Annotated in this window: 20 protein-coding genes and 1 pseudogene; 12 read left to right on the top strand and 9 right to left on the bottom strand. The window is 72.2% G+C overall.

The features are described from left to right. Both ACFFRH_RS21405 and sucC read right to left on the bottom strand, forming a co-directional pair. Positions 1-502, bottom strand: a 502-nt coding sequence (locus tag ACFFRH_RS21405) for a CoA-binding protein (RefSeq protein WP_386158958.1), incomplete at its 3' end; no start/stop codon positions are given. A gap of 145 nt (positions 503-647) precedes the next feature. After that, complete coding sequence (gene sucC / locus ACFFRH_RS21400; RefSeq protein WP_344748926.1) at positions 648-1,811, bottom strand: ADP-forming succinate--CoA ligase subunit beta; 1,164 nt, start codon at positions 1,809-1,811, stop codon at positions 648-650. Between the two features lie 99 nt (positions 1,812-1,910). Here sucC and ACFFRH_RS21395 point away from each other — a divergent pair, with 99 nt between their 5' ends. The 3 genes from ACFFRH_RS21395 (at position 1,911) to ACFFRH_RS21385 (ending at position 4,986) form a co-directional block, all read left to right on the top strand. Continuing rightward, positions 1,911-3,206, top strand: a complete 1,296-nt coding sequence (locus ACFFRH_RS21395) for an MFS transporter (RefSeq protein ID WP_344748927.1) — start codon at positions 1,911-1,913, stop codon at positions 3,204-3,206. A 126-nt stretch (positions 3,207-3,332) separates the two neighbouring features. Further along, entirely contained in the window at positions 3,333-4,082 is a 750-nt protein-coding gene (locus ACFFRH_RS21390) for a GntR family transcriptional regulator (protein WP_344748928.1), read from the top strand. A gap of 715 nt (positions 4,083-4,797) precedes the next feature. Then, a complete protein-coding gene (locus ACFFRH_RS21385; protein ID WP_386158953.1) occupies positions 4,798-4,986 on the top strand; it encodes a hypothetical protein in 189 nt (62 codons plus the stop codon). A 55-nt stretch (positions 4,987-5,041) separates the two neighbouring features. Here the strand turns inward: ACFFRH_RS21385 and ACFFRH_RS21380 are convergent, their stop codons facing one another. The 7 genes from ACFFRH_RS21380 to ACFFRH_RS21350 all read right to left on the bottom strand — a co-directional run bounded on the left by ACFFRH_RS21380 (position 5,042) and on the right by ACFFRH_RS21350 (position 14,919). Continuing rightward, a complete protein-coding gene (locus ACFFRH_RS21380; protein ID WP_386158951.1) occupies positions 5,042-6,124 on the bottom strand; it encodes a TerC family protein in 1,083 nt (360 codons plus the stop codon). After that, entirely contained in the window at positions 6,121-6,636 is a 516-nt protein-coding gene (locus ACFFRH_RS21375; protein WP_386158948.1) for a hypothetical protein, read from the bottom strand. The genes ACFFRH_RS21380 and ACFFRH_RS21375 overlap by 4 nt, the downstream gene beginning before the upstream one ends. A 10-nt stretch (positions 6,637-6,646) precedes the next feature. After that, the gene (locus ACFFRH_RS21370; protein WP_386158945.1) at positions 6,647-8,053 is read right to left on the bottom strand and encodes an Nramp family divalent metal transporter; all 1,407 of its coding nucleotides are present in this window, start codon (positions 8,051-8,053) and stop codon (positions 6,647-6,649) included. A 170-nt stretch (positions 8,054-8,223) separates the two neighbouring features. Beyond that, positions 8,224-10,359 (bottom strand): acetate--CoA ligase family protein, encoded by a 2,136-nt coding sequence (locus ACFFRH_RS21365; protein WP_344748091.1) that lies wholly within the window; start codon positions 10,357-10,359, stop codon positions 8,224-8,226. Next, a complete protein-coding gene (gene frc, locus ACFFRH_RS21360; protein ID WP_344748092.1) occupies positions 10,359-11,582 on the bottom strand; it encodes a formyl-CoA transferase in 1,224 nt (407 codons plus the stop codon). Before frc ends, ACFFRH_RS21365 begins: the two co-directional genes overlap by 1 nt. Before the next feature lie 10 nt (positions 11,583-11,592). Then, complete coding sequence (locus tag ACFFRH_RS21355; protein ID WP_386158940.1) at positions 11,593-13,284, bottom strand: thiamine pyrophosphate-binding protein; 1,692 nt, start codon at positions 13,282-13,284, stop codon at positions 11,593-11,595. A 78-nt stretch (positions 13,285-13,362) separates the two neighbouring features. Next, complete coding sequence (locus ACFFRH_RS21350; RefSeq protein ID WP_386158938.1) at positions 13,363-14,919, bottom strand: molybdopterin-binding protein; 1,557 nt, start codon at positions 14,917-14,919, stop codon at positions 13,363-13,365. Between the two features lie 72 nt (positions 14,920-14,991). Between ACFFRH_RS21350 and ACFFRH_RS21345 the strand changes: the two genes are divergently transcribed. The 9 genes and pseudogenes from ACFFRH_RS21345 to ACFFRH_RS21305 all read left to right on the top strand — a co-directional run bounded on the left by ACFFRH_RS21345 (position 14,992) and on the right by ACFFRH_RS21305 (position 25,375). Beyond that, positions 14,992-15,981: a 2-dehydropantoate 2-reductase gene (locus ACFFRH_RS21345; RefSeq protein ID WP_344748093.1), complete on the top strand. Its 990-nt coding sequence runs from the start codon at positions 14,992-14,994 to the stop codon at positions 15,979-15,981. A gap of 46 nt (positions 15,982-16,027) precedes the next feature. Then, positions 16,028-17,962 (top strand): molybdopterin oxidoreductase family protein, encoded by a 1,935-nt coding sequence (locus ACFFRH_RS21340; RefSeq protein ID WP_344748094.1) that lies wholly within the window; start codon positions 16,028-16,030, stop codon positions 17,960-17,962. A 7-nt stretch (positions 17,963-17,969) separates the two neighbouring features. Then, the gene (locus ACFFRH_RS21335) at positions 17,970-20,078 is read left to right on the top strand and encodes an NAD(P)H-dependent oxidoreductase subunit E (RefSeq protein ID WP_386158934.1); all 2,109 of its coding nucleotides are present in this window, start codon (positions 17,970-17,972) and stop codon (positions 20,076-20,078) included. Next, positions 20,075-20,923, top strand: a pseudogene (locus ACFFRH_RS21330) (2Fe-2S iron-sulfur cluster-binding protein); the annotation flags it as partial. The gene ACFFRH_RS21335 and the pseudogene ACFFRH_RS21330, both read left to right, overlap by 4 nt. A 187-nt stretch (positions 20,924-21,110) precedes the next feature. Beyond that, on the top strand, positions 21,111-21,944 hold the full coding sequence (gene fdhD, locus ACFFRH_RS21325; protein ID WP_344748097.1) for a formate dehydrogenase accessory sulfurtransferase FdhD: 834 nt from the start codon (positions 21,111-21,113) through the stop codon (positions 21,942-21,944). 430 nt (positions 21,945-22,374) lie between these two features. Then, positions 22,375-23,352, top strand: a complete 978-nt coding sequence (locus tag ACFFRH_RS21320; protein WP_344748098.1) for a metal ABC transporter substrate-binding protein — start codon at positions 22,375-22,377, stop codon at positions 23,350-23,352. A 36-nt stretch (positions 23,353-23,388) separates the two neighbouring features. Then, positions 23,389-24,141: a metal ABC transporter ATP-binding protein gene (locus tag ACFFRH_RS21315; RefSeq protein ID WP_344748099.1), complete on the top strand. Its 753-nt coding sequence runs from the start codon at positions 23,389-23,391 to the stop codon at positions 24,139-24,141. After that, a complete protein-coding gene (locus ACFFRH_RS21310) occupies positions 24,138-24,971 on the top strand; it encodes a metal ABC transporter permease (RefSeq protein ID WP_344748100.1) in 834 nt (277 codons plus the stop codon). The genes ACFFRH_RS21315 and ACFFRH_RS21310 overlap by 4 nt, the downstream gene beginning before the upstream one ends. Further along, complete coding sequence (locus tag ACFFRH_RS21305; RefSeq protein ID WP_344748102.1) at positions 24,968-25,375, top strand: Fur family transcriptional regulator; 408 nt, start codon at positions 24,968-24,970, stop codon at positions 25,373-25,375. The genes ACFFRH_RS21310 and ACFFRH_RS21305 overlap by 4 nt, the downstream gene beginning before the upstream one ends. Positions 25,376-25,443: the final 68 nt, after the last annotated feature.

Genomic DNA, 25,443 nt, shown 5'->3' with positions numbered 1-25,443 from the left:
TGAGCTGGTAGGTGAGCGTGCCCGACTTCGAGACCAGGCCGATGCGGCCCGCGCTGGTGATGTCGGCCGGGATGATCCCCGCGTTGGAGGCGCCGGGACTGATCAGCCCCGGGCAGTTGGGCCCGATGATGCGGGTCCCGCCGCCCGCCGCCCGGGCGTGGGCCCAGAAGGCCAGCGTGTCGTGGACGGGGATGCCCTCGGTGATGACCACGCAGAGGCCGATCCCCGCGTCGACGGCCTCGATGACCGCGGCCTTGGCGAATCTCGGCGGCACGAAGACCACCGAGACGTCCGCGCCCGTCCGGGCGACCGCCTCGGCGACCGTGCCGAACACCGGGACGCCCCGCTCGGCGAAGTCGACCGTGCCGCCGCCCTTGCCCGGCGTGACACCGGCGACCACGTCGGTGCCCGCCGCGAGCATCCTCGCGGTGTGCCGTCTCCCCTCCGCGCCGGTCATGCCCTGCACGACCACCTTGCTGTGGCCGGTCAAGAAGATCGCCATGCTTGCCACTCCCTCTCCGTGCTCGCGTGCCCTCCGTGGGCGGGGTCCGTGCTCGCGTGCCCTCTGTGGGCGGGACCGGCGGGCTCGCCGGGTCCGGTGGGGCCGGTGGGGCCGGTGGGGCCGGTGGGGCCGGTGACAGGCCCGCTCATGCCGCGGCTAGCCTGGCCGCCTCTTCGGCGGCGCCGTCCATGGTGGTGACCTGGCGGACCGCGGGGTGCGCGGCCTCGGTGAGGATCCGGCGGCCCTCCTCGGCGTTGTTGCCGTCGAGCCGCACGACGATGGGACGGCTCAGGCCGCGGTCGCCGAGCAGCCCGAGCGCGGAGACGATGCCGTCGGCCACCGCGTCGCAGGCGGTGATGCCGCCGAAGACGTTGACGAGGACCGACCTGACGTCGGGGTCGGAGAGGATGATCTCCAGGCTGTTCGCCATGACCTGCGCGGACGCCCCGCCGCCGATGTCGAGGAAGTTGGCCGGGCGGACCCCGCCGAAGCGCTCCCCCGCCTGGGCGACGACGTCGAGGGTGCTCATCACCAGCCCCGCGCCGTTGCCGACGACCCCCACGTGACCGTCGAGCTTGACGTAGTTGAGGCCCTTGGCCCTGGCCCGCGACTCAAGGCCGCCGTCGCCGGGCCCGGTGGTGAGGGCCGCGTGCTCGTGGCGGAAGGCCGCGCCCTCGTCGAGGCTGACCTTGCCGTCGAGGGCGAGGACCGCGCTCCCCGCCGTCCACACCAGGGGGTTCACCTCGACCAGCAGGGCGTCCTCCTCCACCATGACCTGCCAGAGGCGGACCAGCACGTCGGCCACCGCGCCCTGCAGGTCGGAGGGGAAGCCGGCGCGAGTCACCAGCTCCCGCGCGGCGGCCTCGTCGATCCCGGTCAGGGGGTCGATCGGCATCTTGACCAGCGCCTCGGGCCTGGTCGCGGCCACCTCCTCGATGTCCATGCCGCCGTGGACGGAGGCCATGGCGAGGAAACACCGCTCGGCCCGGTCGACCAGGTAGGCCACGTAATACTCCTCGACCGGGATCGTGGCCGTCTCCACGAGCACGGTCTCGGCGAGGTGGCCCTTGATGTCCATGCCGAGGATGCGCCGCGCCTCCCGCTCGGCGGAGTCGGGGCCGGGGGCGGGCCGCACGCCCCCGGCCTTGCCCCTGCCGCCGGTCTTCACCTGGGCCTTGACGACGACCGGGACGCCGAGGCCGGCCGCGATCGCGCGGGCGCCCTCGGGAGTGGCCACGACCTCGCCGGTGGGGACGGGGACCCCGTGCCGCGCGAAGAGCTTCTTCGCCTCGTATTCGAACAGGTCCACGCGACCTCCCTGGATACGGTTCTTGTAGACGGTATACCGTATGGAAATCTAGCCGTCCAGGGCTCGACAGGGACTCCGGCGACGGATATTCCATACGGTATGGAGAAGACGCAGCTCGTACGAGACTGGCGGGGACGCGATTACCTCGTCGGCGACACCCCGCAGGATCTGATCAACCGCCCCCGGTCGTGGATGTTCTGGCTCCCCTGGGCCGCCATGGCCTCCATCGGCGCCATGCAGTACGGCTACGCGGCCGCGGTGCCCGCCCTGGCGCAGGCGCGAGGCTGGCCGCTCGCCTCGGCCCTGGCGCCGCTCGCCGTCTGGATCGTCTGCCAGGCCGCGGTGGCCCTGCCCACCGTCCTGCTGCTGCGGCGCGGCGCGCTCGGGATCCGCCTCGCCCTGTGGGCCGGAGCGCCGCTCAGCGCCGCGGCGCTGCTCACGGCGGCCTTCGCCCGCGACCTTCCCACGCTCCTCGCCGGCTACGCCCTGCTCGGCGGCGTGGGCGCCGGGCTGGTGTACGGCTCGTGCACCGAGGCCGTCGCCCGCTGGTACCCCGAGCGCCCGGCCGCGAAGGTGGGCTTCACCACCGGCGCCTTCGCCTACGGCACGGCCCCGCTCGCGGTGGTGGCGGCTCTGGACGGGGGCGCGTTCCAGCCGCTGTTCGCCGTGGCCGCGGCCGTCGCGCTGGTCGCGGTGGGCCTGGCGGCGACCTTCGTCCGCCTGCCGCCGCCGCACTGGTGGCCCGCGCACATCGACCCGCACGCCTGGGCCGACGACCGGGTCGCGCTACGCAGGGAGCCCCGGGCCGTGCGCCAGTTCTCCCTGAGCCAGGCGCTGCGGACCGGCTCGCTGCCCACCCTGGTGTCGATCCTGGTCTGCGCGGGGGCGGTCTCCATCTTCGACGTGGTCGCGCTGGCGACCTCCGGCGGCTTCTCCCCCTGGGGCGCGGTGGCCCTGCTCCTGGTGCTCAACGGCGCCGGGCGCGCCTGCGCCATGCTCGCCGCCGAGGTGGCCGGGCGGGGACGCACGCTCAGCGCGGTGCTGGCCCTGCTCTGCCTGGGGCAGCTGCTGCTGGCCTGGGGGGCGGTGACCGGATCCGCCGTCATGATCCTGGTGGCGACGGTGCCCGCGGGCCTGGGCGGGGGCGCCTTCTACCCGCTCATCGCCAGCCTGGTCCGCGAATACTTCGGCGAGAGGCACACCGCCTCGATCCACGGCGTGGTCTACAGCGCGAAGGCGGTCGCCGGGCTCGTCGGGATCGGCCTCGCCGCGCTGGCCCTGACCTCTTCCGGCCACGCCGTGACGTTCTTCCTCGCCGCGGGCCTGGTGCTGGCCGCCACGACCCTCAGCGCCACGCTGCGCCAGCCCGGTCATCCGGTCACGCTCCCCGGGTGAGCCATGATGTGATCAGGCTCACGACGGCGACCCTGTCCGAAACTGTATACTGTAGGCAGTCGACAACAGACAATGGGCTGGCCAGACGAGGGGCCGCCATATTTTCTCATCCTGGAGCTGAAGACAATGGTGCGGTCGGAACTGGCGAACTCGGGAGCGGCGCCCAAGATCCCGCGCCCGACCACTCTCCGGGAGAGCGTTTTCGAGGCGATCCTGGAGCTCATCGTGAACGGGAGCCTCAGTCCCGGCCAGCACCTCGCGGAGAGCGAGCTCGCCGAGCTGCTCGGCGTGTCGCGCCAGCCGGTCCGCGAGGCGCTGCAGATGCTCAGCGGCGAGGGCTGGGTCGACCTCCGTCCCGGCCACGGGGCGTTCGTCCACGCGCCGACCGTGCAGGAGGCCGACCAGCTGCTCGCCGTACGCGCCCTGCTGGAGACCGAGTCGGCGCGGCTGGCCGCGCTCAACTCGGACGCCGCGGGCGTGGCCCGGCTGCGCGAGGTGTGCGCGCGCGGTCTCCGGGCCCTGGAGGCGGACGACATCGACGCCTCGGTGGCGGCCAACTCCGAGTTGCACGCGCTGATCACCGAGCTGTCCGGCAACGCGGTGCTGGCGGAGCTGGCCTCGCAGGTCTCCCGCCGCGTGCGGTGGTACCACACGCCGGTGGCCCGCCAGCGCGGCCGGGCCTCGTGGGAGGAGCACGATCAGCTGATCAACGCCATCGAGGCGCGCGACGAGATCAGGGCCGCGGAGATCATGCGCGACCACACCGAGCACACCCGCTCCTCCTACCTGGAGCAGCGGGCCTCCGAGCCCGCCGAGCCGGAGGAGCCCGCGCCCGCCGCCCGCCGCCGGCGTCCGCGCTCGCTCAGCGCGAGCTGACCCTCCGCCCCCTCGGCCTCCTCGGCCCCGTCAGCTCCCTCTGCGCGAGCCGGCCCTCTCCGGCCGGCTCGGGCCGACCACGACCCCTTTCCCCCTGTTTCCCGTTGTCTCCCTTTCTCTCCCCTTGCTCGCGCCGGTCCGATCCGGCGCGGGCCACCCCCTCCCGTACGGATTCGGCACCGGTCCGGCACCGGTTCGACCCAGTACGACCCGGTGCAGGCCGGTCACCGGAAACCCTCCCGTGCCGGTCCGACCCGGCACGAGGCGGTCTCGTACGCCTCGGCCCGGGAAGGCACATCCGGAAGGCACGCCAGGGAAACACGTCTCTGGAAGCGCACGTCCCGGCAAAGCACGTCCGGGAAGGCGCGTCCTTGGCGGCGTACGTCCGGGAAGCGCGGAGGAACCCGTGCGGACCGGCGCCCGGACCCGCGCCCACCGGCATCGACGATCAGAGGAAACCGCGCCGGACAATCCAGCGGATCGGCACCCGCGAATCCGCGCGACCGGTACCGGTCAATCCATGTCGGCCGGGTGCGGAAAAGCGCGGTGACCCCGCGCGGACCGGCATCGGACCGGCATCGGATCGAGCCTCTCCGGGGCCGTTTCCACCCGATCCGAGCAGGTCACAGGCGAGTTGACACAGAATTCACGGTTGGCCCGTTTGAGGGAAACACCCAGGGCAGATACTGAGCGAAAGAATTGGTGGTGATGATCGATGAGAGCGTTTCTCAACAGATTCCGCTTTCTCACCTCTGGACCCGCGGGCTATTCCGCCGACGGCCGGATGATGGGGCTCGGCCTCGCGACGGCGATGCGGAAGTACGGCTCGGCGGAGAACGCCGAGCGCCATCTGCGCCGCTGGGCGGCCGAGCAGCGGACCGACGGGATCGACGTCCCCAAGTGAGCGAGCGGGAGGTCTCCGCCGGGGAGACCACCCGCTCGCGACGGCCGGCCGCGCCTCAGCCGTCCGCGTGCGCCTCGCTCCGCCTCGCGGCGGGGCCGGGATCGGTGTCGTCGGGAGGATCGGAGGGGGCGGTCACCGGGCCCGCGGGGCCGGTGACCGGATCCTCCGCGGAGTCGTTCTGGCCCGCCGGGGCGCGGTCGCGGTCCTTCCTCGACTTGATGAGGCTCGCCACGGTGGTGACGGCGAGCGTGCCGACGATGACCCCGAGGGAGACCAGGATGGGGATCTCCGGGGCCCAGGAGACGCCGTCGTGGTGGAGCGCCTCGAAGATGAGCTTCACGCCGATGAAGGCCAGGACGATCGACAGGCCCTTGCTGAGATAGACGAGGCGGTCGAGCAACCCTCCGATCAGGAAGAACAGCTGCCGCAGCCCCATCAGCGCGAAGGCGTTGGCGGTGAACACCAGGTAGGGCTCCTTGGTCAGCCCGAAGATGGCCGGGATGGAGTCGAGGGCGAACAACAGGTCCGTGGTCCCGATCGCGACCATCACGATCAGCATCGGGGTGACGGCACGGCGGCCGTTGACGACCACGGAGAGCGACGAGCCGTGGTAGTTCTCCGTGGTGGGGACGACCCGCCTCACCGTGCGCAGCGCGATGTTCTCGGAGAACTCCGCCTCCTCCTCCTCGTGGCCGATGAGCTTCCACGCGGTGTAGATGAGGAAGGCGCCGAAGATGTAGAAGAGCCAGTCGAAGCGGGTCACGGCCTCCGCCCCGGCGGCGATGAAGGCGCCGCGCATGACGAGTGCCAGGACGATGCCGATCAGGAGCACCTTCTGCCGGTAGCGGTCGGGCACCGAGAAGCGGCTCATGATCAGCAGGAAGACGAACAGGTTGTCGACGCTGAGGGAGTACTCGGTGATCCAACCGGCGAAGAACTCGCCGCCGTGCGACGGCCCCGTGACCACCAGCAGCCCCACGCCGAAGGCGACGGCGAGCGACACGTAGAAGATCACCCAGAACGTGCACTCGCGGAACGTGGGCTTTCGCGGGTTGCGCGCCACGAGGTAGAAGTCGACGGCCAGCACGAGACCGAACCCGGCGATCGTGACCAGCCACACCCAGGTGGGAATGTTCAACGCGCTCCTTTCCGTGCGCGGCGGCGTTCCTTGGCGAGCCACAGCGCCTCAGCGTGCTCGACGTAGGCGGCGAGGAGTTCGCGCGCCCGCGGATTGCGCTCTCTCAGGCGCATCAACCAGTGGGGCATGAGCCTCTCGTGCAACCAGAGGAAGCCGATCGCGAAGCCGAGGCTCACCATGGCCTGGTAGGCCAGGAATCCCGCCACCCCGCCGGGCAGGCTGACGTGACCGAAGACGGCGAGGCCGGTGACCGTCTCCTGGAACAGCCGGGCCAGGGGGAAGCCGGCCAGCCAGTACAGGCCCGCGGGGGCGAACACCCCCGGTCTGAACAGGTTCTGGCCGAGCAGAACGGAGTATCCGGTCCCGAGGAGCCCCAGGGGGAGGGCCAGCGTCACCGCGGAGATCGCGGCCCAGCCGGCGGGCTGCCCTGCGAGCAGGGTCAGCCCTCCGGCCACGGCGCCGGCGACGACTCCGATCAGCGCCCCGGGAAGGGCGAGTTCAGCTTGTCGCATCGGCACGGTCTCAGCCCACGACCACACCGAAGGCGAACAGGCTGTAGAGCAGCATCCCCAGATAGAAGACCGCCCCGAAGCCGATGATCAGGTTGGTCCAGAGCTTCGGCCGGATCGGTTTGGGCAGCATGCGGTTGTTCACCAGCAGGAGCGTCACGCAGTAGGCGCCCATGGCGAACGTGGACAGGAACGCCAGCGTGTCGAGGATCCCGCTCGGGCCGTCGGCCGGGCCGAACAGCAGGATCAGGATGCCGAACGCGATGACGCCCCACAGGAAGGCGGCGTACAGGCGGGACATGCCGAGCCTCTTCGCACCGCGCACGAAGTGGAAGCTCATGTCCGCCTGCCCCCGGGAGAAGGAGTCGAACAGGCCGAGGGTGGCGTTCAGCCCGATCAGCGCGATGAAGCCGAGGAAGACCCCGCCCAGCACCGAGCTGCCCGCCGAGGCGAAGGAGTCGGCCATCGCGTTCAGCGCCGCCTCCCGCTCCCCGGACTCGATCACGGCGCGGACCCCGGGGGTGTTTCTCGCCGCGGCCTGGGCGATCACGGTGAAGGAGACGGTGACCAGCATCGTGATGCCCCAGAAGAGCAGGAGCGCGTCGAAGGTGACCCAGCGCCGCCACCCCTTCCACTTGCGCATCTCCTCGGGGTTGTCCGTGTCGAACATGAAGCCGCGCGAGGGCATGGCCTCTTCCTCCCCGGCGTGCCGGAGACCGCGGACGGCCGGGATGTGGGCTCCCATTCCGGCGCCGGAGTCACGCAGGTGCAGGGTGTACCACATCTGCTGCATCCCGGACGGTCCGGCGAAGGCGATCGAGCCCACGATGACCGGGAACCACGCCTCGGAGAGCGCCTGCTGCGGCAGGTAGCCGAAGGCGAACATCCCGGTGACCGTGCTCACCACGTCGCCCCAGGTGCCGACCATGGCCGCCACCACGGCGGTCCCGACGACGAGCGTGCCGATCAGGATCGACAGCACGTTCTCCAGCAGGTTGTAGATCACCTTCGCCAGGCTGAAGACGACACCGACGAGTATCAGGCCCGCGCAGGCCGTGATCACCCATGGAATGCCGGTGATCTGCTCGAAGGCGGCGGCCCCCGCGGACAGATGACCCGGCCAGATGTAGACGAGGATCGCGACAACGAAGAAGAACCACATCAGGGGCTTGAAGACCCGGGCGGCGCCGAAGAAGATGCTCTCCCCCGTCGCCATGGCGTAACGGGCCATCTCCAGCATGACCACGGCCTGGAGGGTGACGCCGATGAGGAACAGCCACCGGATCTCCGGCCCGAACAGCAGGACCAGCCGGGGCCACATGTACGACTCGCCCATGCCCACGCCGAGCGCGACGAGGAACACCGTCGGCCCGAGGATGTGGATCGACGGGGGAGCGTCGGGCAGGGTGCGTATGGGCATCGGCTCCAGCCCGCCCGCCCGCCATACTTTCTCTTCCTGGCCGGATGCGGCGGCGGCTTCGCCGGGCTCCGCTGCAGCCGGTGTTCTCGATGTGTCCACCTGCGGACCTCCTGGGGGGTTGGTTGATCCTGCGAGTGCCCCGATTCGCCCCCTCGCTCCTGAAGCGCGGCTCAGCCGCGCAGCAACCCTGCCGCCCTCGCCCAGCGATACTTGGCACCGAGCACGGCCACGGGCTTCTCCGTGGTGTACGGGTAGGCGATCACCCCGTTCGCGAAGAGATGGTCACAGGCCTGCTCGACCTCGGTGTCACCGGCCAGCGAGGCGACCACGGGCTTGTCGTTGCCCTTGGCCCGCTCCTCGGCCACGACCTGCGCGACCAGCTCGGCGAAGACCATCGGCGGGGTGACGATCGTGTGCCAGTAGCCGATCACCAGCGCGTGCACGCGGGGGTCGGCCAGGCCCAGCCTGATGGTGTTCTCGTAGGTGCTGGGCGGTTCGCCACCGGTGATGTCGACGGGGTTGCCCGCCGCCCCGAAGGGCGGGATGTAGGCGCGGAAGGCCTCGTCGAGATCCGGCGGGATCTCCATGAGGGTGAGCCCGTTGTCGACGCAGGCGTCGGAGAGCAGCACTCCCGAGCCGCCCGCCCCGGTGATGATGACGACGTTCTCCCCCTTGGGGGCGGGCATCAGCGGCAGCGCCCTGGCGTACTCGAGCATGTCGTTGAGGCCCGGGGCCCGCACGACGCCCGCCTGGCGGAGGATGTCGTCGTAGACCTTGTCGTCGCCGGCGAGCGCTCCGGTGTGCGAGCCCGCGGCCCGCGCGCCCATCGCGGTGCGCCCGGCCTTGAGCACGATCACCGGCTTCCTGGCGACCATCCGCCGGGCGGCCTCGACGAACCCCCGCCCGTCCTTGAGGTCCTCCAGGTGCATCGCGACGCAGTTGGTGTTGTCGTCCTGCTCGAAGAAGGTGAGCAGGTCGTCCTCGTCGACGTCGGCCTTGTTGCCGACCCCGACGATCGCCGAGACGCCCATCCCGGTGGTGCGGCTGAAACCGAGGATCGCCATGCCGATGCCGCCGCTCTGCGAGGTCAGCGCGACCCCGCCCTTCACGTCGTACGGCGTGCAGAACGTGGCGCACAGGTTTTCCGGCGTGTAGTAGTAGCCGTAGATGTTGGGGCCGAGCATCCGCACGCCGTGCTTGCGGGCGATCTCGACGATCTCCTGCTGGCCCTCGACGTTGCCCGTCTCGGCGAACCCGGACGGGATCATGATGGCTCCCGCCACCCCCTTGCGCCCGGCCTCCTCCAGCGCCGCGGGCACGAACTTGGCCGGGATGGCGAAGACCGCCACGTCGACCTCCCCCGGCACGTCGGCGATGCCGGGGTAGGCGGGCAGCCCGAGGATCTCCGGGGCCTTCGGGTTGATCGGGTAGATGTGGCCCCGGTAGCCGCCGTTGATCAGGTTGCGCATGACCGAGTTGCCGATCTTGCCGGTCTCGCCGGAGGCGCCGATCACCGCGACGGCGCGTGGCTTGAAGATCCGGTTCATCCCGGCGAGGATCTCCTCCCGGGAGAGCCGGGCGGGCGCGGCGACGGGGTCGTCGTCGAGGAGGATGCGCACGTCGGCGGCCGTCGCGCCCTCGGAGGTGGCGAAGACCGGGTTCAGGTCCACCTCCGCGATCTCGGGGAAGTCCCCGACGAGGGCGCCGACTCGCTCGATCATGTTCGACAGCGCCCCCCTGTCGGCCGCCTCGGCACCACGGACACCACGCAGCACCTCCGCCGCCCTGATGTCGTCCAGCATCCCGAGTGCATCATCACCCGAGAGGGGGGCCAGCCGGAAGGTCACGTCCTTGAGGACTTCGACGAGCACCCCGCCGAGCCCGAAGGCGACGACCTTGCCGAAGGTCGGGTCGGTGACCGCCCCGATGATCACCTCGTGCCCGGCGCCGACCATGGCCTGGACCTGGACGCCGTCGATCGACGCCTCGGGGTCGTACGAGCTCGCGGAGGCGAGGATCCGGTCGTAGCCGGCACGCACCGCGTCGAGGTCGGCCAGGCCGACGAGCACCCCGCCCGCCTCGGTCTTGTGCAGGATGTCGGGGGAGACGATCTTGAGCACCACGGGCAGGCCGATCTCCCCGGCGATCGACACCGCCTCCTCCGCCGAGGTCGCCACCCCCTCACCGGGGGTCGAGATGCCGTACGCCTGGCAGATCCTCCTGCCCTCGGGGGCGGTCAGCGCGGTGCGGCCCTCGGCACGGGCCGCCTCCAGCACCTCGCGTACGGCGGCCTGGTCATGCGCCATCAGATGACTCCGTTCGTCTTCAGCTCGGCCAGCTCGTCGGCGGACAGGCCGAGGCCGGCGTAGATCTCGGTGTTGTGCTCGCCGAGCAGGGGCGGCGCGGTGACGTCCACCGGCGAGTCGGACAGGTGCAGCGGGCTGCCGACCGTCACGAAGGAGCCGCGCTCGGGGTGGTCGACCTCGACCAGCGCGCCCTCCCGCCGCAGACTCTCGTCCTCCAGCAGCTCCCTGGTCGACAGGATCGGGCCGCAGGGGATGTTGGCGGCGTTGAGGCGGTCGAGGACCTCCCACTTGTCGCGGGTGATGCTCCACTCCTCGATGAGCTGGAACATCTTGTCGAGGTTGGGAAGGCGCGCCTCGGGGGTGGCCCACTCGGGGTCGTCGGCCAGCTCGGGGCGGCCGATGATCCCGGCGAGCGGCGCCCAGCCGACGGGCTGCACGATGACGTAGATGTAGTCGTTGGGACCCCCGGGCGCGCACCGCACGGCCCAGCCGGGCTGGCCGCCGCCCGAGGCGTTGCCCGAGCGCGGCACCTCGTCGCCGAAGGTCTTGTTGGGGTATTCCGACAGGGGCCCGTGGCCGAGCCGCTGCTGGTCGCGGAGCTTCACCCGGCACAGGTTGAGCACCGCGTGCTGCATCGCCACCTGCACGCGCTGGCCGCGCCCGGTCCGCTCGCGCTGGTAGAGGGCGGCCAGGATGCCGGCGACGGCGTGGACGCCGGTGCCCGAGTCGCCGATCTGGGCGCCGGTGGCCAGCGGCGGGCCGTCCTCGAAGCCGGTGGTGCTCATCGAGCCGCCCATCGCCTGGGCGATCACCTCGTACGCCTTGAACCCGGCGTAGCGGCCCGGGCCGAAGCCCTTGATCGAGGCGTAGACCAGCCGCGGGTTGAGCTCCTGGAGGCGCTCCCAGGGAAACCCCATCCGGTCGACCGCGCCGGGCCCGAAGTTCTCCACCAGGATGTCGGAGTCGCGCACCAGCTCGGTGAAGAGCTGCTTGCCGCGCTCGCTCTTCATGTTGAGGGTGATGCTGCGCTTGTTGCAGTTGAGCATCGTGAAGTAGAGGCTGTCGACGCCGGGGACGTCGCGCAGCTGCTTGCGGGTGATGTCTCCGGAGGGCGCCTCCAGCTTGATCACGTCGGCGCCGAGCCAGGCCAGGAGCTGCGTACAGGACGGACCCGACTGCACGTGGGTCATGTCGAGGACGCGGACACCTTCCAGTGCCTTCATGGGGTCCCCCTCACTTGTACATGGTCTGGTTCATGGTTCCGGGCGCGTAGACGTCCGGATCGACCCACACGTTGATCAGGGCGGGCTTGCCCGACTCGCGGGCCCGCTCCAGCGCGGGCCTGATGTCGGCGGGGTCTCTGACCTCCTCGCCGTGGCCGCCCAGCATCCGGGCGAACTCGTCGTATCTGACGTCGCCGAGGGTGTTGCCGACCCGGCCGCGGTTCTCGCCGTACTTGGCGGCCTGGCCGTAGCGGATCTGGTTCATCGACGAGTTGTTGCCGATGACGCCGATGAACGGCAGGTTGAAGCGGACCATCGTCTCGAAGTCCCAGCCGGTGAGGCTGAACGCCCCGTCTCCGAAGAGGCAGAGCACCTCCTTGTCGGGTTTGGCGTATTTGGCGGCCATGGCGAAGGCGACGCCGACGCCGAGGGTGCCGAGCGGCCCGGGGTCCATCCAGTGGCCGGGCGACTTGGGCTGGACGACCTGGCCGGAGAAGGTGACGATGTCGCCGCCGTCGCCGATGTAGATGGTGTCCTCGGTGAGGAACTCGTTGATCTCGTGGACCAGCCGGTAGGGGTCGATCGGTTGGGCGCCGGAGAGCTGGCGGGGCAGCCGCTTCTCGTAGGCCGCGGTCTCGACCGCGCGCAGCTCCTCCAGCCACTCCTTGCGCCGGGTCGCGCCGTTCTCGACGCGGCCGGAGGCGGCCTGGGTGGCCGCGGCCAGGATCAGCCCGGCGTCGCCGACGATGCCCAGGTCGATGTCGCGGTTCTTGCCGACGGTGCGGTAGTCGAGGTCGATCTGGACCACCGTCGCCGAGGGCGACAGGCGCTTGCCGTAACCCATCCGGAAGTCGAACGGGGTGCCGACGATGATGATCAGGTCGGCGTTGGTGAAGGCGTAGCGCCGGGAGAGCTGGAAGTGGTGCGGGTCGCCGGGGGGCAGCGTGCCGCGGGCCGAGCCGTTCATGTAGGCGGGGACGTTGAGGGCGCGGACGAAGTCGATCGCGTCGTCGGTGCCCCGGGTGGTCCAGACCTGGCTGCCCAGCAGGACGCAGGGCTTCTCCGCGTGGGCCAGCAGGTCGGCGAGGCGCTCGACGGCCTCGGGGTCTCCGGCCTGGCGTACCGAGGCGCGGTAGCGGCCGGCCTCGGGGACGCGGGCCTTGGAGATCGGGACGCTGGCGTCGAGGACGTCGCGCGGGATCTCCAGGAAGGACGGGCCCGGAGCGCCGTGGTAGCACTCCCTGAAGGCCATCGAGACGATGTCGGCCACCCGCTCGGTCGAGGGGACCGTGGCCGCGAACTTGGTGATCGGGGTCATCATGTCGACGTGGGGCAGGTCCTGCAGGGAGCCCATCTTGTGCTGGCTCAGCGCCCCCTGCCCCCCGATGAGCAGCATGGGGCTCTCCGCCCTGAAGGCGTTGGCCACGCCGGTCACCGCGTCGGTGGTGCCCGGCCCCGCCGTCACGACCGCGCAACCCGGCTTGCCGGTGATCCGGGCGTAACCGTCGGCCGCGTGCGCCGCCACCTGCTCGTGGCGGACGTCGACGACCTCGATGCCCTCGTCGACGCAACCGTCGTAGATGTCGATGATGTGGCCGCCGCAGAGCGTGAAGATCACATCGATCCCCTCCGCCTTGAGCGCCTTCGCCACCAGGTGGCCTCCGGAGATGGTTTCCGGCGCCGTGTCCGCTGGCTGGGTCATTCTGGTGGTCCTCTCGATTGTGTTCTCCATACTGCATACCGTATGAGGGCAATGGTTACCCCCGGGGTCCAAGGATGTCTAGACCCTTTGTGCGGGCAGTGGGACGAGCTCGACCGGCTCGCCCCTCCACCCGGGCGGGACGACCGCGAGCGCCTCGGCGAGCGCGGCCCCCCACAGCGACCCCGGCCGGTCGTGCCCGACGGGCACCGCGCCACGTCCGTCGCGCCGCACCGCGACCATGCGGGTGTCGGCGTGGTGGGGTCGTACGTGACCGGTGAGCGCGGACCGCTCGCGGGGGGCCGCGGGTCCGCCCGCGAGCGCCCGGACCGCCGGGGCGAGCAGCGTGAGCGCGGCGACCAGGGCGGCGTAGGGATTGCCCGGCAGCCCGGCCACCAGGCGCCCGCAGGGAAGCCTGGCGAGGAGTTGCGGGTGGCCGGGACGCACCGCGACGCCGTCGACGAGGATCTCCGCCCCGAGCCCGGCGAGCACCGCCCTCAGATGGTCGGCGGGCCCCTTCGACGAGGCGCCGCAGACCACGATCACCTGGCCCTGCGGGCCGTCCGGGCCGTCCGGGCCGTCCGGAGTGGCCGGGGTGCCCGCGAGCGCGGCGGCCAGCGCCCGCGCCCCGTCGGGCAGCCACCGCGGCGCCTCCGCCAGGCCGCCCGCCCACTCGACGAGCCCCGGCAGCATGGGACCGATCGCGTCGCGCACCCGGCCCGGGGCCGGCAGCCCGCGCGTCACCACCTCGTCGCCCGTGACCAGCACGGACACCAGCGGTCTGGGCCGTACGCGGAGCACGTCGTGCCCGAGCCCGGCCGCGAGGCCGAGCACCGCGGGCGTGACGGCCGAACCGGCCGTGAGCACCACGGTCCCCAGCGGGCAGTCCTCGCCGCGCCGCCGGATGTGCCTGCCGGGCTCGACCGCCCCCGGCACGGCCGACACCCACTCGCCGGCCGGCTCCCCCTGGGGCCGGGGAGGCTCCTCACCCGGCGCCCCTGCCCGCGGCGCTCCTGCCCGCGGCGCTCCGGGCGACCCTCCCGGCACCCCTCCCGGTGGCGTGAACCGGCCGAGCGGCGGCGCGAACCGGCCCGGTGGCGCGGACCGCCCGCCCCCGGACGGCGGCGGCCCGCCCCCGGCCGCCCCGCCGGTCCGTACGGCCAGCTCGTACGGCAGCACCGCCTCGGCGCCCTCGGGCACCGGGGCGCCGGTGGCGATCTCCACCGCCGTGCCGGGCGCGAGCGCGGCCCCGAAGGGCGCGCCCCCGGCGAGCACCAGGCCCGTGACCCGCCAGGGCGGATCGCCCGCGACCGCGTAGCCGTCCATCGCGGCCACGTCGGCGCCGGGCACCGGGACGAGGGCGTGCAGCGGCGCGGCCAGGCGGCGGCCGTACGCCAGGTGGAGGGGGAGGTCGACCGGGGGGAGCGGCCCCGCGGCGGACGCCGCGACCCGGCGGGCCGACTCCCACGGGAGCGCCCCCGCGTGGGCTCCGCGGTGCGACGCCCCCGGCCCCGGCGGGGGCTCGGCGCCCGGATCGCGGGACGGGGCTTCGTGGACGGCTTCACGAACGGCTTCGTGGGCGGCTTCGTGGACGGCTTCGTGGACGGCTTCACGGACGGTGGATCTGGGGACGGCCATCGGCGGCTCCTTGACCGGATTTTTTCCATACTGTATACCGAATGCACTATGGACGCGAGGACGGAGCCTCTTGTGAAAGTCGCTGTTCTTGGCGCCGGCGCCATCGGCGCCTACGTCGGCGCCGCCCTGTGCAGGGCAGGCGCCGAGGTGCATCTGATCGCCCGCGGGGAGCACCTCGCGGCGATGCGCGAATCGGGAGTGCGCGTGCTGAGCCCGCGCGGAGACTTCACCGCCCACCCCCACACCACCGACGACCCTCGCGAGATCGGCCCGGTGGACCACGTCTTCCTCGGCCTCAAGGCCAACTCCTACGCGGCGGCCGGGCCCATGATCCAGCCGCTGCTCCACGAGACCACCGGCCTCGTCGCGGCCCAGAACGGCATCCCGTGGTGGTATTTCCACCGGCTGCCCGGCCCCTACGAGGGCCACGTGATCGAGAGCGTCGACCCCGGCGGGGCGGTCACCTCCGCCCTGCCGCTGGAGCGCGCCATCGGATGCGTCGTCTACGCGGCGACGGAGATCGAGGCGCCCGGCGTGATCCGCCACCTGGAGGGCACCCGGTTCTCCATCGGAGAGCCCGACGGCTCCCTCTCCTCGCGCTGCGTCGACTTCAGCGCCGCCATGGTCGAGGGCGGGCTGAAATGTCCTGTCGAGAAAGACCTGCGGCGCGACATCTGGATCAAGCTCATGGGCAACATCGCCTTCAACCCGATCAGCGCGCTCACCCGGGCGACCATGGCGGGCATCTGCCGCCACCGCGGGACGCGCGACCTCGTCGTCACCATGATGCGCGAGACCGTCGACGTCGCCCGCCGGGTGGGCTGCGAGCCGGACATCTCGATCGAGCGCCGGATCGCGGGAGCCGAGCGGGCGGGCGAGCACAAGACCTCCACGCTCCAGGACCTGGAGAAGGGCAAGCCCCTGGAGCTCGACGTGCTCCTCGCCGCCGTCGTGGAGCTGGCCGACCTGACCGGGGCCGAGGTGCCCACGCTGCGGGCGATCCACGCGGTCGCCGACCTCCTGGACGAGCGGGTCCGGGAAAATCTTGCCGCCGCCAGTTGATACGACATACCGTAGACCGTATACAGGACTGTCGAAAGGATGGGGTATGAAGAGGGACCGCGGGGACCGCGCCGAGCACTACGACCGGCTCACCCATCCCCTTGTCCGTGAGAACGGCGTGCTGCGCCGCGCCACCTGGGACGAGGCGCTGCGGCGGGCCGCGGAGGGCTTCCGCCGCAACGTCGAGCGACACGGGCCCGACTCCTTCGCGATGCTGTCGTGCGCCCGTTCCACCAACGAGATGAACTACGTGGGACAGAAGTTCACCCGGGTCGTGATCGGCACCAACAACGTCGACTCCTGCAACCGGACCTGCCACGCCCCGAGCGTGGCGGGCCTGTCCGCGGCCTTCGGCAGCGGCGGCGGCACCTCCTCCTACCAGGAGGTGGAGGACGCCGACGTGATCGTGATGTGGGGCTCGGCGGCGCGCAACGCGCACCCGATCTTCTTCCACCACGTGCTCAAGGGGATAAGAAAGGGCGCCCGCATGTTCGCGGTCGACCCCCGCCGCACCGGCACCGCCGAGTGGGCCGACCTCTGGCTGGGCCTCAACGTGGGCACCGACATCCCGCTCGCGCACGCGGTGGCCCGGGAGATCATCCACGCCGGGCTGCACAACACCTCGTTCATCGAGCGCGCCACCGAGGGCTTCGCGGAGTTCGCCGCCTCGGTCGAGCCGTGGACGCTCCCGGTGGCCGAGGAGGTCACCGGCGTGCCCGCGGCCGCCATCCGGGAGCTCGCGCACGCCTACGCCAGGGCCGACCGCGCCCAGCTGTGCTGGACGCTCGGCATCACCGAGCACCACAACGCCACCGACAACGTGCGCGCCCTCATCAACCTGGCGCTGCTCACCGGCCACGTCGGGCGCTACGGCTCCGGCCTGTCCCCGCTGCGCGGCCAGAACAACGTGCAGGGCGGCGGGGACATGGGAGCCATCCCCAACCGGCTGCCCGGTTTCCAGGACATCCTCGACCCGGAGATCCGCGTCAAGTTCGAGCGGGCGTGGGACACCCCCATCCAGCCGCGCTACGGCCGCAACCTCACCGAGATGCTGGAGGGGATGGCCGAGGGCGAGATCACCACCTGTTACCTCATCGGGGAGAACCCGGTGCAGTCCGAGGCCGACTCGCTGAGCTGCGTCAAGCGGCTCGGCATGCTCGACCACCTGGTCGTGCAGGACATCTTCCTCACCAAGACCGCCCAGATGGCCGACGTCGTGCTGCCCGCGGGCGCGGCCTGGTGCGAGAGCGAGGGCACCTTCACCAACAGCGAGCGGCGGGTGCAGCGGGTCCGCAAGGCGCTCCAGGCGCCGGGCGAGGCCCGCGACGACATCTGGATCCTCTGCGAGCTCGCCCGCCGCCTGGGCCACGACTGGAACTACACCGGCGCCGAGGAGGTCTGGGACGAGCTCCGCGCCCTCTCCCCCGCCCACACCGGCATGACCTACGACAGGCTCGACAAGCTCCAGGGCATCCAGTGGCCCTGCCCGTCGGAGGACTCCCTCGAACCGCCCTTCCTGCACGGGCGGCTCTGGGAGAGCGACCCGGCCCGGCGGGGCAGGGCGGCGCCGTTCGCGGTGCTCAGACACTCCCCGCCGGTCGACCTGCTCGACGACGAATATCCCCTGCGGCTCACCACCGGCCGCCGTCTCGACTCCTACAACACCGGCGTGCAGTCGTCCGGGTTCGCCTCCCCGCTGCGCAGGGGCGAGAACATCGAGCTCTCCCCCGAGGACGCCGCGCGGCTGGGGGTGAGTCCCGGCGAGGAGGTCAGGATCAGCTCCCGGCGCGGCTCGGTCGTCGCCCCCGTCCACATCGACCCGGCCCTGCGTCCCGGCCTGGTCTTCATGACGATGCACTTCCCCGACGAGGTCGACACCAACGCCCTCACCATCGAGGCCACCTGCCCGATCGCGGGCACCGCGGAGTTCAAGGCCGCCGCCGTGCGCGTCGACAAGCTCGTGCCCGCGAAGGCCGGGTGAAGGGGGCGTGGATCTCCGGTTCAGCGACGCCGAGCCCTCGGCCGAGGAGCGCGCCGCCGTCGACGCGTTCCTCGGCGCCCCTCCGACGGGCTGGGAGGGCGGCGCCCGCTCCGACGGTGACCTGCGCGTCGCCGTCGGCGGGCACGAGGCCCGCGATCGGCGCGACCTCCTGCTCCCCGCGCTGCACGCGGTCAACGACAGGATCGGGTGGATCAGCGAGGGAGCCCTCGACTACATCTGCCGCCGCCTGACCGTGCCGCCCGCCGAGGCGTACGGGGTGGCGACGTTCTACTCGCTGTTCTCGACGAAGCCGCGACCGGCGCGGGTGCTGCACGTCTGCACCGACCTGGCCTGCCAGGCGCGCGGCGCCGACGCGGTGCGGCGGAGCGCCGAGGAGCGGCTCGGCCCGCCCGGCATGTCCTGGCAGCCGAGCCCCTGCCTCGGCCTGTGCGAGCGGGCCCCCGCCGCGCTGGCCCTGCAGGCCGGCGAGTTCCCCGGCGCGACCGTGTACGGCCCGGCCGAGCCCGCGCCGGCCCCCACCGTCGGAGCCAACGGAAGCGGCGGCCCGGACGGGGGCGGCGGGGCCGGCGGAGCCGGCCGGACCCACGCCGCCGACGGCACGGACGGCACGGGCGGCCCCGACGGCACGAGCGGCGCGAGCACCGTCGGCGACGTGATCGGCACACGCGGCGCGGGCGGCACGGGCGGCATCGGCGACGCGGGCGACGCTCGTGCCGCGGAGGGCGCCGGCGGCACGGGCGGCGGAGCGGGCCGCGCGAAGGATCTCAGCAGGCTCGGCGGCCTCAGCGGCATGGACGTCACCGGCGGCCCCTCCCTGGCCGAGCGTGCGGAGCCTCCCGCCGAGCACGCCGTCCCGCAGGCGGGCGACCCCTCCCTCGTGCTGCTGCGCCGGGTGGGCGTCGTCGACCCGGCGAGCCTGGACGACTACCGGGCCGAGGGCGGCTACGCCGCGCTGCGCGAGGCCGTCAGGATCGGTCCGGCCGGCGTCATCCGCGAGGTGCTCGAATCCGGCCTCGTCGGGCGGGGCGGGGCGGCGTTCCCCACCGGGCGCAAGTGGGAGGCCACGGCCCGCCAGCTCGACCACCCCCACTACCTGGTCTGCAACGCCGACGAGAGCGAGCCGGGCACCTTCAAGGACCGCGTGGTCATGGAGGGCGACCCGTACGCCCTGGTGGAGGCGATGACCATCGCCGCGTACGCCACCGGCTGCCCCAAGGGCTACCTCTACATCCGGGGGGAGTATCCCCGGGCGATCAGCCGGATGGCCCACGCCATCGACGTCGCCCGTGCGCGCGGCCTGCTCGGGGCCGACGTCATGGGGCAGGGCTTCGCCTTCGACATCGAGATCAGGCGCGGCGCGGGCGCCTACATCTGCGGCGAGGAAACCGCGATCTTCAACTCGATCGAGGGCTTCCGCGGCGAGCCTCGCAGCAAGCCGCCCTTCCCCGTGGAGAAGGGCCTGTTCGGCAAGCCCACCGTGGTCAACAACGTCGAGACCCTGGTCAACGTGCTGCCCATCCTGACCGGCGGGGCCGCCGCCTACGCGGCGACCGGCACGGAGGGCTCGACGGGCACCAAGCTGTTCTGCGTCTCGGGCACGGTCGCCAGGCCGGGCGTCTACGAGCTGCCGTTCGGCGCCACCCTGCGCGAGCTGCTCGACCTGTCCGGGGGCGCGACCGGGAGGCTCCGGGCGGTGCTGCTGGGCGGCGCGGCCGGCGGGTTCGTCCGCCCGGACGAGCTCGACGTCCCGCTCACCTTCGAGGGCACCCGGGCGGCCGGCACGACGCTGGGCTCGGGCGTGGTCCTGGTGCTCGACGACGGCGTCGACCTGGTCCGCATCCTCCTGCGCGTCGCGGAGTTCTTCCGCGACGAGTCGTGCGGGCAGTGCGTGCCCTGCCGGGTGGGCACCGTGCGGCAGGAGGAGGCTCTGCACCGGCTGAGCCGCAGGCCCACCGCCGGCGACATCGCGCTGCTGCGGGAGGTCGGCCAGGCGATGCGCGACGCCTCGATCTGCGGGCTCGGCCAGACCGCCTGGAACGCCGTCGAGTCGGCCATCGACCGGCTGGGCGTCTTCTCCCCCTCGGAGGCATCATGAGTGTTCCCCTGCAGCCGCCCCGGCGGCTGATCGAGATAACCGTCGACGGCGACCCGGTCCGGGTGCCGGAGGGCTCGACCGTGCTGGACGCCTGCTCGGCGGCGGGCAAGGACATCCCGACCCTCTGCTACGGCGACACCCTCACCCCGAAGAACGCCTGCCGGGTCTGCGTGGTCGAGGTGGAAGGCGCCCGTACGCTCGCCCCCGCCTGCTCGCGCAGGGCCGAGCCCGGCATGGTCGTCGGCACCGCGACCGAGCGCGCCCGGCACAGCCGCAAGATCGTCCTGGAGCTGCTCGCCTCGACGGCCGACCTGTCCACCACCCCGCGCGCGGCCGAGTGGATCGAGGAGTACGGCGCGCGGCCTGACCGCTTCGGCGAGGAGGCCGCCACGGTCGCGCAGCCCGCGAAGGTCGACAACGACCTCTACGTGCGCGATTACTCGAAATGCATTCTCTGTTACAAGTGCGTCGACGCCTGCGGCGACCAGTGGCAGAACAGCTTCGCCATCTCGGTCGCCGGGCGGGGCTTCGACGCGATGATCTCGACCGAGCACGACGCCCCGCTCACCGACTCGGCCTGCGTCTACTGCGGCAACTGCGTGGAGGTCTGCCCCACCGGGGCGCTGTCGTTCAAGAGCGAGTTCGACATGCGCGCCGCGGGCAGCTGGGACGAGTCCCGGCAGACCGAGACGACGACGATCTGCAGCTACTGCGGGGTCGGCTGCAACCTGACCCTGCACGTGCAGGACAACCGGATCGTCAAGGTGAGCTCACCGCACGACAACCCGGTCACCCACGGCAACCTGTGCATCAAGGGCCGCTTCGGCTTCCAGCACGTCCAGAACGTATCCACCTCGGAGGACGCGCTCCCCCGTTCCGGCCCGGCCCCCGTGCCCGTCCCCGGTCCCGCCTCCGGCCCCGTCCCCGGGAGCACCTCCGGGACCGCCCCCAGCCCCGTCCCCGGGACCGCTTCCGGCCCGGCCTCCGGCGCGGCTTCCGGGCCGGCCTCCGGCGCGCGGACGGCCTCCGCCGATGGGTAGGGTCACCGTCAAGCGCCGGGTCCTGCGGCTGCGGGAGGCCGCGGCCGCCCACCGGGTCGACGTGCTGGCGGCCGAGGAGCCGCTGGAGATCCGGCTCGACGGGCGGCCGCTCACGATCACCATGCGCACGCCGGGCGACGACTTCGACCTGGCGGCGGGCTTCCTGGTGAGCGAGGGCGTGGTCACCTCCGCCGAGGAGGTCACCGCGATCCGCTACTGCGCGGGCGCCACCGCCGACGGCGCCAACACCTACAACGTGCTCGACGTCAGGCTGGCCGCGGGCACCTCTCCCCCGGCGACCTCGCTGGAGCGCAACTTCTACACCACCTCCTCGTGCGGGGTGTGCGGCAAGGCCTCGCTCGACGCGGTCCGCACGGTCGCCAGGTGGCGGGTGGACGGCGATCCCGCGCCGGTGACGGCCGAGGTGATCGCGGCGCTGCCCGACCGGCTCCGCGCGGCCCAGCGGGTGTTCGACCGGACCGGCGGGCTGCACGCCGCGGGCCTGTTCACCCTCGGCGGCGACGCGCTCTGCGTGCGCGAGGACGTGGGCCGACACAACGCGGTGGACAAGCTGGTGGGCTGGGCGCTGCGCGACGGGCGTCTGCCGCTCGCCTCGACCGTGCTCATGGTGTCCGGACGGGCCTCCTTCGAGCTGGTCCAGAAGGCGGTGATGGCCGGCATCCCGATCCTCGCCGCCGTCTCGGCCCCCTCCTCGCTCGCCGTGGAGCTCGCCGCCGAGACGGGGCTGACGCTCATCGGGTTCGTCAGGGGCAGCTCGATGAACGTCTACACCGGGGAAGGACGCGTCGGCCTGGTCCCCGGCTGAGCCCGGGCCGCACCTTTCGGCCACCGGCAGGGCCGAGCGCCCACACCCTCAGGCGCCGCGGCCCACCGGTGGCCGGGAGGTGCGCCCCGGAGCCTCTCAGCCGGGCCGGAGCCTCCGCGTTCGCCCCCACCGACCGCCGAGGCCGGAGAGCGGCGGCTCCCCGGCCCGGCGACGAGAGCCCGGCCGCGATACTCGCCCCCTTCGCCGGCCGGGCTCTCTGACGCCCGCGCCCCCGAAGGCCCCGCGCCGGGCGGGCCCTCCCTCCCGGCGCGAGCCCTCCCTCCCGGCACGGATACGGCCGCCCGGCGCGGACACGGCCGCCCCGATGCCGTACGGTGCTCCCCCGTGTGCGGAACGGCGCCTTCCACGGGCGTCGCGCGAGGTCCGATTTTGACAACCGTTTTCATTTACGCGCATACTGGGTGACATGATGTCCGAGTCCTCCCGACGTATCCGCATACGTAATGCCAGCCTGGCTGCGTCCGCCGTCCTTCTCGCCGCCGTCACCGCCTGCGGCACCGAGACCGGCACGACCACCGGCGGCTCATCCGGAGGGGCGTCGGGCGTTTCCGCGGACGGCAGGCCCGCCGTCACCGCGGCCATGTATCCCCTGCAGTGGCTCGCCGAGCGGGTGGGCGGTCCCGACGCGACCGTCACCGGCCTGACCAAGCCCGGCGTCGAGCCGCACGACCTGGAGCTGTCCCCGCTCCAGGTCGCCGGGCTGGAGAAGACGGGGCTCGTCGTCTACATCAAGGGCGTCCAGCCCGCGGTGGACGAGGCCGTCGAGCAGCACGCCGCCGACCGGGCCTTCGACGCGGCCACCTCGGTCACCCCGCTCCCCGCGGTCGCGGAGGAGGAGCACCACGGCGAGGAGGGACACGACCACGAGGAGATCGGTTACGACCCCCACCTCTGGCTCGACCCGGCCCGCTTCGCGACGGTCGCCACCAAGCTCGGCGAGAGGCTGGCCACCGCCGACCCCGCCCATGCCCAGGGTTACCGGGACCGTGCCGCCGCCACCGCCGCCGACCTCACCACCCTGGACCAGGAGCTGGCCAAGGGCCTGGCCACCTGTTCCTCGGACGCGATCGTCACCAGCCACGCCGCGTTCGGCTATCTCGCCGACCGCTACAAGCTGCACCAGATCGGCATCAGCGGCCTCGACCCCGACGCCGAGCCTTCTCCCGCCCGCCTCGCCGAAGTGGCAAAAGTGGCCAAGCAGGAGAAAGTAACTACGATTTTCACCGAAACCCTCGTCAGCCCGAAGGTCGCCGAGATTCTCGCCCAGGAGGTCGGTGCGAAGACCGCGGTCCTCGATCCGGTGGAAAGCCAGCCGTCGAACGGCGACTACCTGTCCGCCATGCGCCAGAACCTCTCCACACTCCAGGCAGCGCTCAGCTGCTCGTAAAGGGCACACGTGACATCCAGCAAAACGGTTTTCACCATGAACGGCGGCCAGGTCAACCTGGACCGCCGTCCGGTGCTTCGCGGGATCGACCTGTCCGTCGAAGCCGGTGAGGCGGTGGCGGTGCTCGGGGCGAACGGGTCGGGGAAGTCCACCCTCATCCGCGCCCTGCTCGGCCTCGTCCCCCTGTCCGGCGGCGAGACCTTCCTGTACGACAGGCCCCCCGCCCGGTTCCGCGAATGGTGGCGGATCGGCTACGTACCCCAGCGGCTCTCGGTGGGCGGGGGCGTGCCGACCACGATCCGCGAGGTCGTCGCCTCCGGCAGGATCGCGAGGCAGCGCCGTCTGCGCCTGACCGGCGCGGCCGACCGTGAGGCGACCGACAGGGCCCTGGCGGCCGTCGGCCTGGCCCACCGCGCCTCCGACCCGGTGCAGGCGCTCTCCGGCGGGCAGCAGCAGCGGGTGCTGATCGCCCGCGCCCTCGCCGGGGAGCCCGACACCTTCGTCATGGACGAGCCCACGGCGGGCGTCGACTCCGAGAGCCAGCTGCTCCTCGCGGAGACCCTGTCCACGCTCGTCGCGCGGGGCAAGACGGTCCTGCTGGTCGCGCACGAGCTCGGCCCGCTGGAGCCCCTGATCACCCGGGCGGTGGTCCTCAGGGACGGTCACGTGTGCCACGACGGCCCACCGCCCCAGGCGGTCGGCACGCACGCGCTGCCCGGCCACGACCACGTGCACCCGCACGCCGAGGAGGAGCCCGTGAGCCCGCTCGACTGGAGGCCCGCCTCGTGATCGAGCTTCTGCAGTTCGACTTCATGCAGCGGGCGCTGATCGCCGCCCTCCTGGTCGGTCTGGCCGCCCCCGCCATCGGCACGTTCATGGTCCAGCGCCGCCTGGCCCTGCTGGGCGACGGCATCGGGCACGTCGCGCTGACCGGCGTGGCCCTGGGATTCCTGACCGGAACGGCCCCGGTGCTGACGGCCGTGCTGGTCTCGGTGCTGGGCGCCGTCGCCATCGAGCTGGTCCGCGAGCGCGGCAGGACCAGCGGGGACGTGGCGCTCGCCCTGCTGTTCTACGGCGGCATCGCCGGGGGTGTGCTGCTCATCTCGCTGGCTCCCGGGGGGAGCAACGCCACGCTGATGTCCTACCTGTTCGGCTCGATCAGCAGCGTCGCCGTCGAGGATGTGTGGGTGATCGGCCTGCTGGCGGTGGCGGTGCTCGGCGTGGTGGCCGTCTTCGGGCGGGAGCTCTATGTACTGTGCCAGGACGAGGAGGTCGCCAAGGCCAGTGGCCTGCCGGTCCGCTTCCTCAGCCTGCTGATCGCCGTGACCGCCGCGCTGACGGTGGTGATCGCCATGCGCGTCGTAGGATTGCTTCTGGTGAGCGCGCTGATGGTGGTGCCGGTGGCGACCAGCCAGCAGCTCACCCGGGGGTTCGTGAGCACGATGTTCCTGTCCATGCTGTTCGGGATGATCTCCACGGTCGGTGGCCTGACATCCTCCTTCTACATCGAGGTTCCACCGGGCGCGATCATCGTCATCGTCGCTCTCGCGGGGTTCGTCCTCGCCCTCGGGCTCGGTAGATTCGTACGTCGAAGCCGACCTCAGGAGGCCAGCCCATGAGCAACAGGCGTGACGCCGTCCACGCGATCCTCCGCCAGAGCGAGGGTTTCCGCAGCGCGCAGGACGTCTACGCGGAGATGCGCGCGGAAGGCGCCAAGATCGGACTGACCACCGTCTACCGGGCGCTCCAGGCGCTCGCCGACACCGGCCACGTCGACGTGCTGAGAACAGACGACGGAGAGTCGGTCTACCGGGCGTGTGCCAGCGACCACCATCACCACCACCTGGTCTGCCGCAGGTGCGGCCGTACGGTGGAGGTGGCCGGGCCCGCGGTGGAACGCTGGGCCGAGACCACCGGTTCCGAGCACGGCTTCACCGAGATCACCCACACGCTGGAGATCTTCGGGACCTGCGCCTCCTGCGCCACCGCCGCCAAACCGCTCCGCGCCCCGAGCCGCGCCTGAGCGGACGCCCGGCAGCGCGACGCGGGGCGCCCACAGCGCGACACGGTGAGACTCAGCGCGACGAAGGG

Source organism: Streptosporangium vulgare, from assembly GCF_042428775.1.
Classification (GTDB): domain Bacteria; phylum Actinomycetota; class Actinomycetes; order Streptosporangiales; family Streptosporangiaceae; genus Streptosporangium; species Streptosporangium vulgare.
This window is presented reverse-complemented; position numbering and strand designations above follow the sequence as displayed.